This window comes from Burkholderia sp. 22PA0106 (genome assembly GCF_047497155.1).
Taxonomy (GTDB): Bacteria; Pseudomonadota; Gammaproteobacteria; order Burkholderiales; family Burkholderiaceae; genus Burkholderia.
This window is the reverse complement of record NZ_CP163163.1, coordinates 2,233,936-2,249,683: the sequence shown is the minus strand read 5'-3', so window position 1 is coordinate 2,249,683 and position 15,748 is coordinate 2,233,936. Positions and strand designations below refer to the sequence as shown.

At 61.5% G+C, this 15,748-nt stretch carries 14 protein-coding genes; 13 read left to right on the top strand and 1 reads right to left on the bottom strand.

The features are described 5' to 3' along the window. The first annotated feature begins 1 nt into the window (after window position 1). The 8 genes from AB4850_RS24700 to AB4850_RS24665 all read left to right on the top strand — a co-directional run bounded on the left by AB4850_RS24700 (window position 2) and on the right by AB4850_RS24665 (window position 9,858). Window positions 2-904: a DNA-processing protein DprA gene (locus AB4850_RS24700; RefSeq protein WP_414442116.1), complete on the top strand. Its 903-nt coding sequence runs from the start codon at window positions 2-4 to the stop codon at window positions 902-904. Beyond that, window positions 897-1,535 (top strand): hypothetical protein, encoded by a 639-nt coding sequence (locus AB4850_RS24695; RefSeq protein WP_186119526.1) that lies wholly within the window; start codon window positions 897-899, stop codon window positions 1,533-1,535. The genes AB4850_RS24700 and AB4850_RS24695 overlap by 8 nt, the downstream gene beginning before the upstream one ends. Window positions 1,536-1,558: 23 nt before the next feature. After that, a complete protein-coding gene (locus AB4850_RS24690; RefSeq protein WP_186119527.1) occupies window positions 1,559-2,698 on the top strand; it encodes a phosphoribosyltransferase in 1,140 nt (379 codons plus the stop codon). A gap of 56 nt (window positions 2,699-2,754) precedes the next feature. Beyond that, a complete protein-coding gene (locus AB4850_RS24685; protein ID WP_175425914.1) occupies window positions 2,755-3,537 on the top strand; it encodes a S1 family peptidase in 783 nt (260 codons plus the stop codon). Window positions 3,538-3,543: 6 nt separating this feature from the next. Next, window positions 3,544-5,799: an argonaute/piwi family protein gene (locus tag AB4850_RS24680; RefSeq protein WP_186159416.1), complete on the top strand. Its 2,256-nt coding sequence runs from the start codon at window positions 3,544-3,546 to the stop codon at window positions 5,797-5,799. Beyond that, a complete protein-coding gene (locus AB4850_RS24675; RefSeq protein ID WP_414442115.1) occupies window positions 5,796-7,010 on the top strand; it encodes a hypothetical protein in 1,215 nt (404 codons plus the stop codon). Before AB4850_RS24680 ends, AB4850_RS24675 begins: the two co-directional genes overlap by 4 nt. 238 nt (window positions 7,011-7,248) lie before the next feature. Beyond that, a complete protein-coding gene (locus AB4850_RS24670; protein WP_131727000.1) occupies window positions 7,249-7,491 on the top strand; it encodes a hypothetical protein in 243 nt (80 codons plus the stop codon). Between the two features lie 432 nt (window positions 7,492-7,923). Beyond that, window positions 7,924-9,858 carry a hypothetical protein gene (locus AB4850_RS24665; RefSeq protein ID WP_414442114.1) on the top strand — a complete coding sequence of 645 codons (1,935 nt, stop codon included), beginning with the start codon at window positions 7,924-7,926 and terminating at the stop codon, window positions 9,856-9,858. 346 nt (window positions 9,859-10,204) lie between these two features. Here AB4850_RS24665 and AB4850_RS24660 read toward each other — a convergent pair whose 3' ends face one another. Continuing rightward, entirely contained in the window at window positions 10,205-11,683 is a 1,479-nt protein-coding gene (locus AB4850_RS24660; RefSeq protein ID WP_414442113.1) for a PLP-dependent aminotransferase family protein, read from the bottom strand. 87 nt (window positions 11,684-11,770) lie between these two features. Here AB4850_RS24660 and AB4850_RS24655 point away from each other — a divergent pair, with 87 nt between their 5' ends. The 5 genes from AB4850_RS24655 to AB4850_RS24635 are packed head-to-tail and all read left to right on the top strand — an operon-like array spanning window position 11,771 to window position 15,698. Continuing rightward, on the top strand, window positions 11,771-12,862 hold the full coding sequence (locus AB4850_RS24655; RefSeq protein ID WP_414442112.1) for a four-carbon acid sugar kinase family protein: 1,092 nt from the start codon (window positions 11,771-11,773) through the stop codon (window positions 12,860-12,862). Continuing rightward, a complete protein-coding gene (gene pdxA, locus AB4850_RS24650; protein WP_414442111.1) occupies window positions 12,859-13,860 on the top strand; it encodes a 4-hydroxythreonine-4-phosphate dehydrogenase PdxA in 1,002 nt (333 codons plus the stop codon). The genes AB4850_RS24655 and pdxA overlap by 4 nt, the downstream gene beginning before the upstream one ends. Window positions 13,861-13,882: 22 nt before the next feature. Further along, complete coding sequence (locus AB4850_RS24645) at window positions 13,883-14,563, top strand: 4-hydroxythreonine-4-phosphate dehydrogenase (RefSeq protein ID WP_414442110.1); 681 nt, start codon at window positions 13,883-13,885, stop codon at window positions 14,561-14,563. Continuing rightward, a complete protein-coding gene (locus AB4850_RS24640; RefSeq protein WP_414442109.1) occupies window positions 14,560-14,937 on the top strand; it encodes a cupin domain-containing protein in 378 nt (125 codons plus the stop codon). The genes AB4850_RS24645 and AB4850_RS24640 overlap by 4 nt, the downstream gene beginning before the upstream one ends. A 5-nt stretch (window positions 14,938-14,942) precedes the next feature. Continuing rightward, entirely contained in the window at window positions 14,943-15,698 is a 756-nt protein-coding gene (locus AB4850_RS24635) for a cyclase family protein (protein WP_414442108.1), read from the top strand. The last annotated feature ends 50 nt before the right edge of the window (window positions 15,699-15,748 follow it).

Below are 15,748 nucleotides of genomic sequence, written 5' to 3'. Positions count from 1 at the left end.
TATGGAGATCAGTCAGGCGATGAATGACATTGACGCAATACTGAGCAACAAACCGATTTCACCGTCTCGGGAGATGGCGGCGTACGAGGCGTTGTGGGCGCACCAAAAAGCGACGTTCAAGACGATCGCTGACTGCTTCCGCGATAGTCCGAATGCGATGCCCTCCGAGCTGGTCTCGGAAGAGGAAATTGACACGGCGCTACGGCGGGTGCGAGACCAGATTGCGCACGCGAAGATTCACGATTTTGGTGTGCGTCTGCATGGAGCGGAAGACTATCCCGATCGGTTACGCGATGCTGCGCATCCCGTCGAACTCCTGTACTACCGAGGCTGGTGGGATCTGATCGACTCGCCCAAGCGGATCGCCATCGTTGGCTCGCGCAGCGTCTCCGAAGACGGCCTGCGCCGAACCCGCAGATTGGTGAAGCTGCTGGTCCAGGATGGCTATACCATCGTCTCCGGTTTGGCCAAAGGCGTGGACACTGCGGCACACACGACGGCCATTGACAACGGCGGCAGCACGATCGCCGTGATCGGCACACCGATTACCGAGTATTACCCGCCCGAGAACCGGGCCCTGCAAGACCTGATTGCCGAGAAATTCTTGCTGGTGAGCCAGGTGCCGATCTGGCGCTACTCGACCCAGGACTACCGTAGCAATCGCCTGTTCTTCCCGGAACGCAATGCCACGATGTCGGCGCTCGCGCAGGCAACGGTCATCGTCGAAGCCAGCGATACGTCGGGCACCCTGGCGCAGGCACGCGCGGCGCTGCAGCAGGGCCGCAAGTTGTTCATTCTGGACAACTGCTTTCGCAATCCAAAGCTGACATGGCCGGCCAAGTTCCAAGATCAAGGGGCCATTCGCGTCACCGGCATCGACGACATCAGGGCAGCTCTTGGCTAAGCGCGTACTCAAGATCGATGCCCTGACACTTCCGGATCATCACTATCTGGACGCGCAGGACATTTGCTACTACGCAGGTGAATACACTGCGGGCGAAGGGCATGCCTACAGCGAGACCAACCAGCTGATCCTCAACTTCAAGAAGTCCGTGGACAAGCGTGGAACCGCGCAGTGGCAATATAAAGAGCGCGCGATCCTGCAGGCAGCGGCAATCTTTCGTGCCGCGATCAAGGCTGACGCCGAAATCACCTTCGTCCCGATTCCGCCGTCGAAGGCGAAGAGCGATCCGCTATACGACGATCGCATGCTGCAATTGCTGCAGGCCGTCTGCAGGGGGCGTCACACCGACATCCGTGAACTGGTCGTCCAGCGCGAATCGTCGGCAGCGGCCCATCTGTCGGACACACGCCCGACGCCGGACGAACTGGTCGCCAACTATCAACTCGACGAGAGCTTGGCCGAGCCGGCCCCCCAGACCATTTTTGTCGTGGACGACGTGCTCACCACAGGCTGCCATTTCAAGGCGGTGAAGCAAGTGCTGGAGCGGCGATTTCCCGAGGCACGCATCGTCGGGCTGTTCCTCGCGCGGCGAGCGCCCAAGTCGGTGGACTTGGATTTTGACAGCATCTAAGAACAGGACAAGGCACACGCCACATGCTGATCGTCATGACCTCTCCGGACGCCGTCCTGCGTAATGGCCAACCCGACCCGCAACTCGCCCAGGTGCTGATCAACGCCAAGGCGGCGGGTAATCCCGTTGGCTTGATTTCCAATCATGCGGAACCAGCCTGGTTCAACGGGACGTTTGGCACCAGCGGCGTGCAGTTCCTGCAGAGTCGAGGGCGGCAGTCCGGCGAAATCGTGTCGCAGAACGCCAAGAAGTTTGCGCTCAATCCTTTCGATGCGCTGGTTCTCGCAGCAAAGGACGAAGACGTCCAGATGGGGAAGAACGGCGGCGCAATCCTAGTGGCTGCCGGATGGTCGGCGGCGCAGCAGGTTGCCTCACTGGGCATTCGCGTGGACAACGCCGCGCAGTTGCAGGAGATCATCAACCTGACGGCCGGCTGGTCGGGGCAGTGGTGGTATGCGGGCGACGCTGGCCGCTATCGCGTGCGTGCGCTCAGCGACTTGTCCGGCCTTGGCAAGGACGTCACGCAGCAACTGTTTGCGCAGCGGCTGACCGCCACCGTCAAAGGTGGCGGCGGGCGACTAAATGCCTTGCTGGCCGTCACCTCGCGTTCGCTGCTCATGGAAAAAGTGAACGAACTGGATGGACTGGTATGGGGCGTCTATCCGTCGTCAAAGAGTGCGAACGACGATGACGAGATCCTCAGCGATTTCACGCATCGCTTGCGGACGACGGTTTCCCGCGTTCGCTTCTCCAAGCGGGGAGAGCCGCTATTCATTCGGCACACCCCTTCTCCGAAGCGCTCGGCGGGTGGCGGTGGTGATCGAACCGATCCGACCGGCCAAATTCTGACCATTCACCTGAATCCGTTCTACAAACAGAGCGGACGATTGGTCGGAAAGCACGTGATCGTCGTGGATGATTGCACGACCTACGGGGTGTCGTTTGGCGTTGCCGCGGCCTTCTTGCGCAAAGCCGGTGCCGCCTCCGTGACGGGCGTCGCGCTGGGGAAGTTTGGCAATCAGTTGCGTTACTACGAGATCGACATCAAGACCGATCCGTTTCAGCCGGTCGTGGCCGGCGGCTTCAACGTGGCCGCGCCGGGGTGGTTCCCCGGCGCCACCAGTGGCGTCGCTCAGCAGGTTCTGCTGACCTTGATCCCGTAACCAGGCTGACGGTTATGGACCTGCGGGCGCTATGCCAAAGCTACAGGCCAGCCTTGGTGCGCATCACGGTGCAGACGCCGATGGGCGATTTGAGTACCGGTACCGCCTTCCACATTGGTGACGGCTGGCTGGTCACGGCGGCCCATGTGCTGCGGGATGGTGTCGTGCAGGAAGTGGTGTCTGAGTACGCGTCAGTGCCATTGACCGTGCAGTCGGTGATCTTCAACAAGGACGATCGCATCGATCTGGCCTTGATGAAGACCGATCTGGATCTGTCGCACTACCTGCACATGACGACGATTCATGGCTCACCGAAAGGCTTTGTACAAACGGACCATATCGAGATCGGTGGGCATCTGGATGACTGGATCGGCGACGAGTTGGTGCTCTCGAAAGTGCTGCTCATGGGCTATCCGCCGATTCCGTTTTCGCAGCACGCTGTGCTCCTGGCGTCGGAAGGAGAGGTCAACGCGGTGGTGGACAAATACAGTGGGCCGCACCCGCATTTCATCATCTCGTGTCCTGCGAGGGGTGGTTTTAGCGGTGGCCCCGTATTGAGTGAATATGGCTTTTTGCTGGGGGTGCTTGTCGAATCGCTCGTGATGGATGGCAAGGACGCGGAGACCGGCTATGCGAGTGCCATCTCGATCGAGCCGCTGCTGGTCATGTTGCACGACAACGGCATCTATCCCGGTAAGAACCGCCAGATCATCGAAGCGCTTATTGGTGGTATCGACAACGGCTTCGGGAAGGCGTCCTGGTGGATGCGCGGGATGTGGTTCATCGAGAAATCAATTCTAAAAATTCGGATGCCGATCCGGCGACACAAGAGGATGTGAGGGCCTATGGGACGACAGCTGCAGCTCAATTTCACGCCGCTGCGAGTGCGCGGCGATGCCATTCGGCTGCAGACGTTGCCCTTTGAGGACGCGCAGCAGTTCCGGAATCTGCGCGACGAGCACCGCGCGCACTACGCCGTGACCCGTCGATCAGATCACATCGTGGCGCTACCGCTTACTTTGGATGCGTCGCCCATCGGCGAAGAAAAGTTTGTTTCGGTGGTTGAGCATGCTTCGCTCATCCGGCCGCTGCTTGAGCAACGTCTCGTGACCTTGCTCAGTTCCAATCGGCGACCGGTGGCGCGCTATAACCCGATTACCACCATAGGGCGCACCTTGCCGACGGGCTTCATCGAAGCCGACCGGCATCTTCATCTGCAGTCGCGCGTCTTGATCGCGATCCGCTCGCTCAAGCTGCCTGACGCAGAACCACTGGGTCTTTTGTGGGACATCGAGATTCAGAAGACCTGCGCAACCAGCCTTGCCGTGTTGCATGCGCAAGGCGTTCGGTTGGATGGGTTGACGGTCGAGCGCCTGGTGCCGGTCGAAGATGTGCGCATGCTGCCTTATCGCCGGCTGGTGGGTCGAGTCGGCGCGATCACGGACGGCCACGCGCGCCTGTCCGAGCGGTTTCAGAATGTAGAGGAGTTGCTTCCACTCGACGAGTTGTACCTGGAGGCCTCACCTGAGAATCTTCGGCACCTGCTGCAGCACTTCACGCGGAATACGTCGGGCAGGGTGCAGGGCAAGATCGATGAGATCGTGTTCGAGAACAGCAGAGGGCGTGCGCGCATGGACCACATTGCCCGGATTTCGGACTGGCTCCGCGGTCTCGGCGAGATCGAACTGCAGGAAGGTCTTAGCGTTGGCATCGGCAATCTGCTGAGCGAGAAAGATGCGCAGAACTTCCCCCGTTTCACCGAGGGCACGACGCCGACCTATGTGTTTGACGCCGGTACGCTCAAGTCGGAGTCGCGGGCAGCGGTCGGTCTGAGCAAGTTTGGCCCCTACAGCCGACACGTCTTCACGCCCACGCGGCCGAATGTCTGCGTGATCTGCGACCGTGCGCGGCGGGGTCAATTTGAGCTGTTCCTTCGGAAGTTTCGGGACGGCCTGTCGGTCGACGGCAAGTCATTGCCATTCGGCCGAGGATTTCTAGGCATCTACGGACTGCAGGACATCAACCTGACGTTCGTGGAGGCCGACGCCTTCACGGCCGACGCCTACCACGCGGCTGCTTCCAAAGCGGTCCGGATGGGCGCCGAGGGCGCGCCCTGGCATCTGGCCTTGGTGCAGACCGAGCGAGACTCGCGCCAATTGGCGCCGCAGAAGAATCCGTATCTGGTGGCCAAGGCGGCGTTTCTCTCCAATCAGATCCCCACTCAGTTCGTCGCGTTCGAGACGTTCTCGATGGCGCCGCTCAATCTCGCCTACACCCTCAGCAATCTCGCCCTTGCGGTCTATGCCAAGCTCGGCGGCATTCCCTGGTTGATCAAGTCGGACAAGGGTATCGCGCACGAAGTGGTCATTGGCCTAGGCAGCGCGGCGATTGGCGAATCCCGCTTTTCCAGGAAAGAAAGAATCGTCGGCATTACCAGCGTCTTTCGCGGCGACGGCGGCTATCTGCTATCGAATCTGTCGAACGCCGTCCCCATGTCGAAGTATGGCGAGGCCCTGACGGAATCATTGCAGGCGACCCTTCAGCGTGTGCGCAACGAGATGAACTGGATCAAGGGCGATTCGGTACGCGTGATCGTTCATGCGTTCAAGCCGATGCGCAATACTGAGGTGGAATCGGTCAAGGCGGCGTTGAAGGAGTTCTCTGAATTCGATCTGCAGTTCGCCTTCCTGCACGTCAAACAGGACCATCCGTATCTGCTGTTTGACGATGATTCCATCGGGACCAAGGGCCGGGGAGAGAAGACGCCGGTTCGAGGCCTTTTTGCGGAAGTAGGACACAACGAGACGTTGTTGACGTTGACGGGGCCGCAGCAGCTCAAGCGCCCGACGGATGGCCTACCCAAACCGCTACTGCTAAGCCTGCATCGCGATTCGACGTTCACGGACATCATCTATCTCACCAAACAGGTCTATTGGTTTTCGAACCATTCCTGGCGCAGCTTCCTGCCGGCGGCGATGCCGGTCACCATCTACTACTCCGACCTTGTCGCGGGTCTCTTAGGGCGGCTTGACCGGTTGGGTAGCCGGTGGAGCCCGAGTGTGATGCTCGGCAAGATCGGCACAACGCGGTGGTTTCTATGAGCGCCGGCAACCCGATGCTGCACGAAGCGCTGCGCGCAGTGGCGGGGCAGGCTGAGACACTGACGACTGCGGGTCCGCTGTCGATTGCCTTTTATCACTGGGTGCTCGCCGAAGGGTTGTCCTCCCAGCAGAGCGCCGCAATGGCGCGGGACCTGTGCGAAGAGATTGCCGGCGGTGGCCGGTCGATTCACGCCGTGGCGGCTTTGGGGTTCCTGCTGAGCATCGATCCGACGTTGAGTGATGCATGCCGCGACTCATTTGCGCAGGGCGTGGACTGGTTGGTGGGGCGTAGAGGCGATTCCCAAACGGCTCTCGTCAGTCTTATGCAGCCGTTAGCGCATACCGGCGTTCTGGTGGGTTTGTTGGCCACATCCGATGATGTGCGTTGGCCGAAATTCGGCGCATGGTTCGCGTCGCTCTATGCAAAGCTGCAGCCGCTGTTGCCGGCGGAAGTCGGCTGGCGCCATGAACTGCTGTCCATGATCAAGACGCGGTCCGAGGTGGGATTGAACGGCGAACTGGCAGTGGTGCCCGCCACTGCGGGCGCGGCTATCTACGTCGCACGTCGCTTGGCGGATGCTTCGCCGGCGGTCGATAACGACTTTGCGTCGCAGTTGCTCAGCCGCATCAAGTCGGTTGTTTATGACGACCCTGAACAGGCGGCCTTGGATCTGGCGGCGTTTCACTATCTCGCCCAGGGCGCGGCGCAGATCGATCTGCGCGCACCGAGCCTAGACGATGTCGGATTGCTGCTTCGCCGGCTCCCATCCGGGTTGCGTCGGTGGACTTGGGACGAACAGAAGAAGACGCCGAACTCGACAGCGCAAAAGTGGGCGGTTGAAAACGAATACCACTTTCAGAATCTTCTGTGCGCGGTGCTTGCGCCAGTGTTGCCCGATCTGCGTGATGAAGAGTGGCTTGCGTCGGTGGGGCAAAAGAAGCCGCGGGCAGACTTGGTAGTCCCGTCGCTGCACCTGGTGATCGAGGTCAAGTATTGGCGAAAGAGCAGCACGCCGCAGGACCTGATTTCGCAGATTGGTGAAGACGTCAGCCTTTACCTGAAGCGCGGCAGCCCCTATCGCAAAGTGCTCCCGATCATCTGGGACCAAGGACGACGCACCGAGCAATACGACCTGCTTATTGCGGGACTCTGTGAGATTCGCGATGTGGTCAGCCCGGTCGTTATCGCTCAACCGGCGTTTATGGTTTGAGCAGTGCCCATACAAAGCCGATGAAATTGCATGAAGAGAGGATACCAAAATGAGTAGTTCGAACTGCCCACTTGAGGAAGGCGATCGCATTGATCACAAGCTCTTCGGATTCGGAACTGTCGTGGGCGCACCTGTTCCCATGGTGGGGCCTGACCTCCGGAGCGCTAGTGGCGTCCGCGACGCCGGCTGGAGTGTTCCGGTCAAATGGGACGACCCGACGCGGACCGCCGGAGCCGTCATGCATCAGGTGCTGCGTAAAGTGTCATCGCCTGATTCGCGGCCCTTCAGTCATTGGGATCGTCAGTGGCAGCCTTTGCTGCAGGCTTGGCTGGCCGCGCGACGTGACGTTGAACAGTTGTCGTCGAGCTTCCGGCCCGTACCCGAGCCTGATGCTTTGACACGAATGCAGGACCTTGAGCGAAAAGCCTTCGAAGCGATGCAGCGCTTTTGGGACGCCGAGCAGTCGGGGGAGCATCCCTAGACACGTTCCAAGTCTCAGCTACCGGATAGTGCTCGCCTGCGTGCGCTTACGTTGGCTGACGGTTGGGAATTTCTCCGGTATCCTGAAGTTGATTGATGATGAGCCGATGCCGCGCAAACCCGCGCCAGCAAAGGGCGTGTTTTTCTGACGGTAAAAGCGACGGTAAAGGCCCATGTCGATCAAAGCCAATCCCTTTAATCACGCGGACTTGCGTGACTCGTTGATGATCGAGTGGGAGTGATGTGAGCCCGGCTACGGCTGGGGCGATAGGGTAGTGAAATGGAAAAGCTCGCGAATTCGCGGGCTTTTTTTTTATCGTTCGACGCTTCAGAATTCAGGCGGCGGCAAGAAAGCCACTGCCGCGAAGAACCTCGAATGTCGCTATCCGGGCCACCGGGGACACAATCAACGGGTTAAGAGAGACCGAAGCAGATGGCACAGACCATTGACGAAACCAAGTTGCACCCCTACGCCGCATTTCTGCTTTTCGAGAAGGATCGGGACGGCTCAGGGGCGATCGCGTTGAAGGACCTGGCCCAGGTTCTGGCAAAAGAGATGAAGACCGATGAAGTGGCGCTGAAAGCGAGCAACGCGGCCAAGTCGAAGGGCGTGGAGGCCTGGACGCTACACTTCGAAGTCACGTACCGGGCATCGTGGACCGACGACGATCAGCTGAAAAACATCGAACACCATCTGGTCACGCTGGTCTTTCATGACGGCATGTTGGGCGTCGCCGTGTCGGACGCCGGGCTGCGGGACACGGCACGGGCTATTCTGGCCACCGTCGCAGGCTTGAAGCCGGTCGCGGCGTCCAGCCTGGAGAACGCACTCCTGCGCGAACGCAGTCTCGGCACACTGTGGATGCGCGGCGTTCATCGGAAATCGCCATTCAAGGCGAGCTCGAAAGTTTTGTACGGGCCGCAGGTGCTGACCGCACTGAACCCCCTGGACGATCGAACCTTCCTGCCGTCGTCGGCCCGCGCGGACACCGATGCGACTGCCGGAGACAAGCTGTCCAGGCTCGGCGTGACGCCGGACAAGGCATATGTGTGGCTCGGGCCGACGAAGAGCCTGGGCGATTTTTACACCCACTTCAAGCAACTGATCGACTACATCAAGGCCAGGAATGCCAAGTCATACGTGGCATTACCCATCCTGACCCGAGAGCTCTCCGCGGCACCGAGTCCTGGTGAAGCAAGAGATGCCTTCGATTTCGATTTCGTTTCCGCGGCCACCGCGCTCGATCTGAGCGATGCGCTCAGATCGCTGCTGGACGGGGTCGAGCAGCGGCTCGGCATCAGGACGAAAGGGAACACGACCGATCAGAACTTCATTCTGTATGTCAGCGATCTCGACCATCCCGGGACGGGCGGCAGCAGCGAATGGCAGGTCAACTTGAGCATCGATCTTGCCAACGGTAAGGTTACGCCGACGGTCTCTGGCCACTCCAAGGCCTGGCCCAGATGGCAGGATTTCAGGACGCTGCTGCTGAAACGCTCGCTGTGGGCGGTCTGGTTCGAGACGGGACACTGCTTCAGCGGCGGCAAGTGGACACTTCTGGATGTCCGCGCATCGAGTTTCGAGGGAGAGCTCGTCGGCGTCGACTTCGAGACAGATGCCTGGCGCGTGCACGAGGAGAAGCCGCAGAGCGGTGCGACAGTTCTCTGGAACGATATCGGAACGGACAAGACGCTGTTCTCGTGGTGCATTCTCGAGGGCATGCAGGCATCTTTCCCAACGTTCATGAACAGCGCCGATCCAAACAGTTTCGCCTACGCGATCTGCGACGACGGGTCGAACGAACTCGGTGACTTCATCGTGCTCGCGAAGGACAAGACGTTCGCGACGGTCACGAATCCGTCCGACCTCGCCATTGTCCTGTTTCATGTGAAGGCGGCATCCAGCGCCAAAGTGAGGGAGATGGCACCGAAGCGATATGAGGAGGTACTCGGGCAAGCCACGAAGAACCTCGGGCGAATTCAGTTTCCCGATACCAAGGATTATTTGCTTGAGCGGCTCACAGACGGTCACGCGATGCTGTGGGAATGGGCGGGAACCGGTTTCAACCCGATTCTGAAGCGTGGCGCCGAGCTCGCCGAGAATGCGCGTGTGCGCGACGTCGTCAAGGTGTTCGACGGACGACGTGCCCACGTCCATGTGATCGTCGTGCAACCCCATCAAGATCTGGAAGAATTCAGGAAGGCCATGGACGCAGACCCCGCGGATTTTAAGACACGCATGCTCTGCACGTTGTTGTGCGCGGCTGACGGCGCCGCTCGATCGTCTTCTGCCAAGCTGCGCATCGTCATGTCGGAGCCTTCGCCCCGCCCCGTTGCGGCGGCGGCCAAAAAACGCCGGCCGCGGTGAAGCGAGCTTCGCGAAAGACAGCGAAATCGGCGTCGAAGTGAGCCGTCCGCAGCTCGTCGGCAGCGAGGCTTCGAATTTGTTCCCCGGCACGGATCAGCGTCAGTCGGTGCCAGGCGGATGAGAAGACGATGAGTGCGGCGATGCTAACGGCGGGTGCCCTCCACCGCGCGCGGGTAGCTCCCCGGCGCCAGGTAATGACCAAGCCAAATCTGCACAGGTTAAGCGGCTAAAGCCAATGCCTCGGCCGGGTTGGCTTGCGGTTTGCGAGGCATAGGTCTTCCTTGCGACAAGAATATGCCTCGAACAGGAAATTACTGACAGGACCCGCCGGGCCGATTCACACAGCTCACGCGCTCAAACGCGAACGACACCGCCCGATACAAGCGATCAACTCATCCAGCGCAGCCGCCAGATCGTCCAGATCCATATGCGCATACCCAAGCAAAAAGCCATTCGACGCTTCCGGAGTCGAGCCGGCAAACTCCCGCACTTCGTTGAACACGATGCCGCGTGAATTCAGAGCCTTTCGCAATTCGAGATCGAATGCTCGCTCGCGACCGGCCACCACAACGTGCAAGCCCCCTTCATCGCCGCTCAAGTCGATTTCGCCGACGTAATCGGCCAGGCGTGCGCGAACCAGATCGCGCATCGCGCCATAGTGGCGTCGCACTCTGCGCAGATGCTTGTCGAGTTCTCCTGAAACCAACAGCGTCTCGACAATCTTCTGAACAGGCCACGACACATGCACACGCTCGCGTTCGATGTGCGCCGCCAGCGCCGTTGCCGCCGCCTTGGGCGCCGCGATAAAACCAAGCCTCAGCGAGGGGCTGACGGCTTTCGCAAACGTGCTCAGCAGCAACGTATTGTCCGGCGCGCTCGCAAATAACGGCGGATAGCGCGTGCCTGCGTAGTGGAATTCGCAGTCGTACTCGTTCTCGACAATCACGGTCCCGTGCATGCGAGCGAGGTCGATGAGCGAACGACGCCGCGGCCCGGACAGACGGCCGCCCAGCGGGTATTGGTGCGCCGGCGTCACGTGTACCAACGCCGGCATTCCCGGCGAATCCATGATCCGTTCCACCAACACGCCTTCGTCGTCCACGGGCACATGGCGCAGCGTCGCGCCCGAGCGCGCGAATGCCCAGTTGGCCCCCGGATATCCAGGGTCTTCGACCGCACACAGGTCGCCATCGCGCAAGAACGTGCGCGCGACGAGATGCAGTGCCTGCCCGGTTCCGTGGGTCACGACAATCTGATCGGGATCGACCGACACCGAACGATGTTCGTGCAGCCAGTGCGCAATCGCATGGCGCAATCCCGATTCTCCGCGCGAGTCGCCATATCCTGCCGGCGGAAGATGCCGCCCGGCTTCACGGCATGCGTTGCGCCATGCCTCCAGCGGCAGTGCCCGCACATTGACCTGCCCAAGTCGCCAGTCGAATGCGGCGGCCGGTTGCGGCACCGCCTTGCCGTTCTCGTTATCGATCCGTCCCAAAACCGACGATTGCCGGACGATGGTCTGTCGACGAGGCGTGGCAATGCCCCGGCTCGCGGCCACGAAGGTCCCGCTTCGGCCGCGCCCCTCCAGCACGCCATCGGCAATCAGTTCGTCATAGGCCTCCACGACGCCATTGCGCGCGATCCCCAGTTGCTGCGCCAGATCGCGTGTCGGTGGCAGGCGGGTTCCGCATGGCAGGACCCCGTTGTCGATTCGCTCGCGTAATTGCCTGATGATTTGGCGGAACACCGGGCCGCTTGCATGCCGATCGATCTCGAGGTCGACCAAGGCAGGATGGGATTGTTTCGACACGGTGGAGCGAACCATAGACACCCTGAAATTCCATTTTTTTGGTTCTTAAAAAATACATGAAAAACGTCAAAATTCAAGAACCAAAGACAACGCGGAATTTCCATGCGGATTCGCATCATCACTGACGACTTCACGAGCGCGCTCGACGGCACGGCCTGTTTTGCCGAACGAGGCTGGGATACGGCCGCGCTGCTGCGGCCGGAACAGGCCGGAGCGGTGGGGGCGACCGCGGTCGTCAGCCTCGACACGGATACGCGCGAACACGTCGCGGCCGGCGACCCGGTAGCCGATGCGGCGCGTGCCTGGCGCGATGCGGACGTGCTGGTGCTGCAGTTCGATTCGACGTTGCGCGGGCGTGTCGCCGAAGACTGCCTGAGCGCCCGCGCCGCATCGGGCCGCCGCAAGTTGCTGATCGCGCCGGCGTTCCCGTCGGCAGGACGCACGACGGAGGCTGGCCGGGTACTTGTCGACGGCATTCCCGTCCATGAAACCGCATTCGGGAGAGACCCGACCTTGCCGGTTCGGGAGTCCAACGTGCCTGCGCTGTTTCTCGCGCAGGGTTTGCCGGTTGTCATCGCACGCGACGCCGCGCAAGCGAAAGCCCTGCTCGAAGAGCACGACGCCGTCGTGATGGATGCGCGTGTCGAGAATGATCTCGACGCCTTGGTCGGCATGTTCGCCGGCGCACGAGACGTGTTGCTCGCCGGTTCCACGGGATTGCTGCGCGCGCTCGCCCGTGCGCTGCCGCAGCCCGAGCCGATTCCTCGACCTGCGGCCTTGCCCTGCGATGCGCCCTGGCTGGTTGTCGGCAGCCTCAATCCGCGTTCGCGTCGCCAACTGATCGTGGCGCGCGAACGCCGCCCGATCAACGTGCTGGCTACCGGCAGTGATCGCCTGTTCGACGCCGCGTTGACCGAAGCGGCACTGTGCGACCTGGTGAAGCAGGTCACCCACCTCATTTCCGATGGCGCGTGCGATGGCCTGGTCGTCACGGGCGGTGAAACGGCCAGACGCATTGTCGATGCCCTGCCTGCCGTGTCGCTGCGTGTCCATCGCGAAATCCTGCCGGGCGTGCCGCTGGTCGAGGTTCGCACCTCGAAAGGCCGCTTCCCGATGATTACGAAGGCCGGTGGTTTTGGCGACGACGACGCACTGCTCGCCTGCATCGACGCATTGACTGGAGCAAGAGCATGAAACAGAAACTGATCGCCGTGACGATGGGCGACGCGGCCGGCATTGGGCCTGAAATTGTCGTCAAGACATTCTCGAACAGCGCGTTTATCGCCGACTATCCGTCGTTTGCCGTCGGCGATGCGGGCGTGCTGCGGCGCGCGGCGGCCGCGCTCGGGTTGCCGCTCGAAATCCGCGAGACGGATTCGGTGTCGGGCATCGCACCGCGCCCGGGCACGCTCGACGTGCTGCGCGTGCCGGGCGCCGAACCGCTGCCTGCCGACCTGCCGCTGGGCGCGATCAGTGCGCTGGCCGGCGAAGCCGCATTCGGCGCGATCCGCGCAGCGATCGATCTGGCGATGAAGCACGAGATCGCGGGCATCTGTACCGCGCCGATTCACAAGGAAGCGCTTGCCGCGGCTCGCGTTCCTTATCCGGGGCACACGGAGATGCTCGCGGATCTTTCCGGCACGCGCGACTACGCGATGATGCTCGTGAATCCCACGTTGCGCACGATTCTCGTGACGGTTCACTGCTCGATGCGCGACGCGATTTCAAGGCTGTCCGTCGAGAGCGAATTGCGCATCATCCGGCTCGCGCATCGTGCGATGACGGAGCTCGGCATCGAACGCCCGCGGGTTGCCGTGGCGGGCCTGAACCCTCATGCCGGCGAGGGAGGGCTGTTCGGCCGCGAGGACCTCGACATCATCGCGCCGGCCATCCAGCGTGCCCTGGCGGAAGGCATCGATGCCAGCGGCCCCTGGCCGGGCGACACGGTGTTCATGAACGCACGCCGTGGCCGCTTCGACATCGTGGTGGCGCAGTACCACGACCAGGGGCTGATCCCGGTCAAGCTGGCGGGCGTCGAAGACGGCGTGAACATTACCGTCGGCCTGCCGTTCGTGCGGACGAGCCCGGATCACGGCACGGCGTTCGACATCGCCGGCAAGGGGGTCGCCGACCCCGCAAGTTTGCAGGTCGCACTTCAAACCGCCCATCAATTCGCTCGTTCGCGGGTGTGAGTCATTTATCAAGGAGTCCGACATGTCCTCCCATTTCATTCTGATGCTCACGGAGAACGATGCCACCGTTCCCGATGCGCTGGCGGTCTACGACAGCCTGCGCGACAGCCCCGTTCACTTTGTCGGTTTCAAGGATATCGGCCTGCCGGTCGCCTCGCTCAAGCAACTGGCGCAACGGATCCGGGCCGATGGCCGCAAGGTCATGCTCGAAGTCGTTGCGACGAGCCGTGACAGCGAACGCGAATCGATCCAGGCTGCGCTCGATATCGGCGTCGACTATCTGCTCGGCGGTCGTCACGTCGAGGATGCGCTGGCCATGCTGCGCGGCTCGTCGATCCGGTACTTTCCGTTTGCCGGCCGCACGGTCGGGCACCCGACCGTGCTCGAGGGTACGATGGACGAGATCGTCGAGGACGCGCGTCGCATTGCGGCCATGCCCGGTGTACACGGGCTCGATCTGCTCGCTTACCGCTTCACGGGCAAAGGCGACCCGGCCGAGTTGACGCGGCGCGTCACGCAAGCCGTGACGGTTCCCGTCATTGCGGCCGGCAGCATCGACGGCGAAATGCGCGTCAAGGCCATGATCGATGCGAAAACTTGGGGTTTCACGGTGGGCAGCGCATTGTTTCAGGGTACGTTCGTCAAGCGCCTGCTGCCGGCGCAGATCGACACCATTTTCCAGATCGAAGGAGTGACGGCATGAAACTGAACAAGGTCAATGTCGCGGCCGCATTCTCGGCTTTCAGCGAATACTGGTCGCCCAGGATCGGTGGCGACATCAACGAGTCGCAGATCAAGTTCGCCAAATTCAGCGGTACGTTCAACTGGCATCATCACGATCACGAGGACGAACTGTTCTTCGTGGTGAAGGGCACGCTGCGCATGAAGCTGCACGCCGAAAACGGCGGCGATATCGTGATCGAAGCGGGTGAATACCTGATCGTGCCGAAGGGCACCGAGCACTGCCCGGAAGCCGTGACGGACGAAGTGCATTGCCTGCTGCTCGAGCCGAAGACGACCATCAATACCGGCAATGTCGTCAACGCGCGCACGCGCACCAACCTCGAGCGCATCTGAAACGCATGGCGCTCGACCTCTGGGCACTGCTGGGGCAGTTGCACGCGTGCCGGTTCGTGGACCTGACCCACGCGTTCGACGCATCGATTCCGCATTCGCCGTTCTTCGAGCCCGAGACGCGCACGGTGCTGTACGACCACGCGCCCGCGCGGGGTTCGATGGGGCAGGGGTTTCTTGCGCATCGCTACAGTTTTGTCGGCCAGTGGGGCACGCACGTCGATCCGGGCGCGCACTTCGTGGCGGGCCGCCGGTTTCTCGACGAGATTCCGGTGCGCGAGATGATCCTGCCGCTGGTCGTCATCGACATTCGCGAGCAGGTTGCCGCCGACGCGGATTATTGCCTGTCGATCGACGACGTGCTGCGTTGGGAAACGCGTCACGGTGTGATGCCGCGCGGGGCATTCGTTGCCAAGCACAGCGGCTGGTCGTCGCGCTGGCCGGATCGCGAGAAGTTCTCGAATCGCGACGCGCAGGGCGTGGCGCATTTCCCCGGCTGGACCCTCGCAGCGCTGCGCCATATCTTCGAGGCGCGCGGCGCCACGGCCTGCGGGCATGAGACGCTGGACACCGATGGCGGCCTCGCGATCAGCCGCGGTGACGGTTCGCTCGAACGCTATGTGCTCGACCAGGATCATTGGCAGATCGAACTGTTGGCGAATCTCGATGCGGTGCCTGAAGCGGGGGCGCTCATCGTCGCAACGTGGCCGAAGCCGAAGCATGGTTCCGGCTTTCCGGCGCGTGTTTTTGCGATCGTGCCGTGACGGAATGCGTTGCCTTTGATCGACGCGTTTTTATCGACCACGCGCAATGA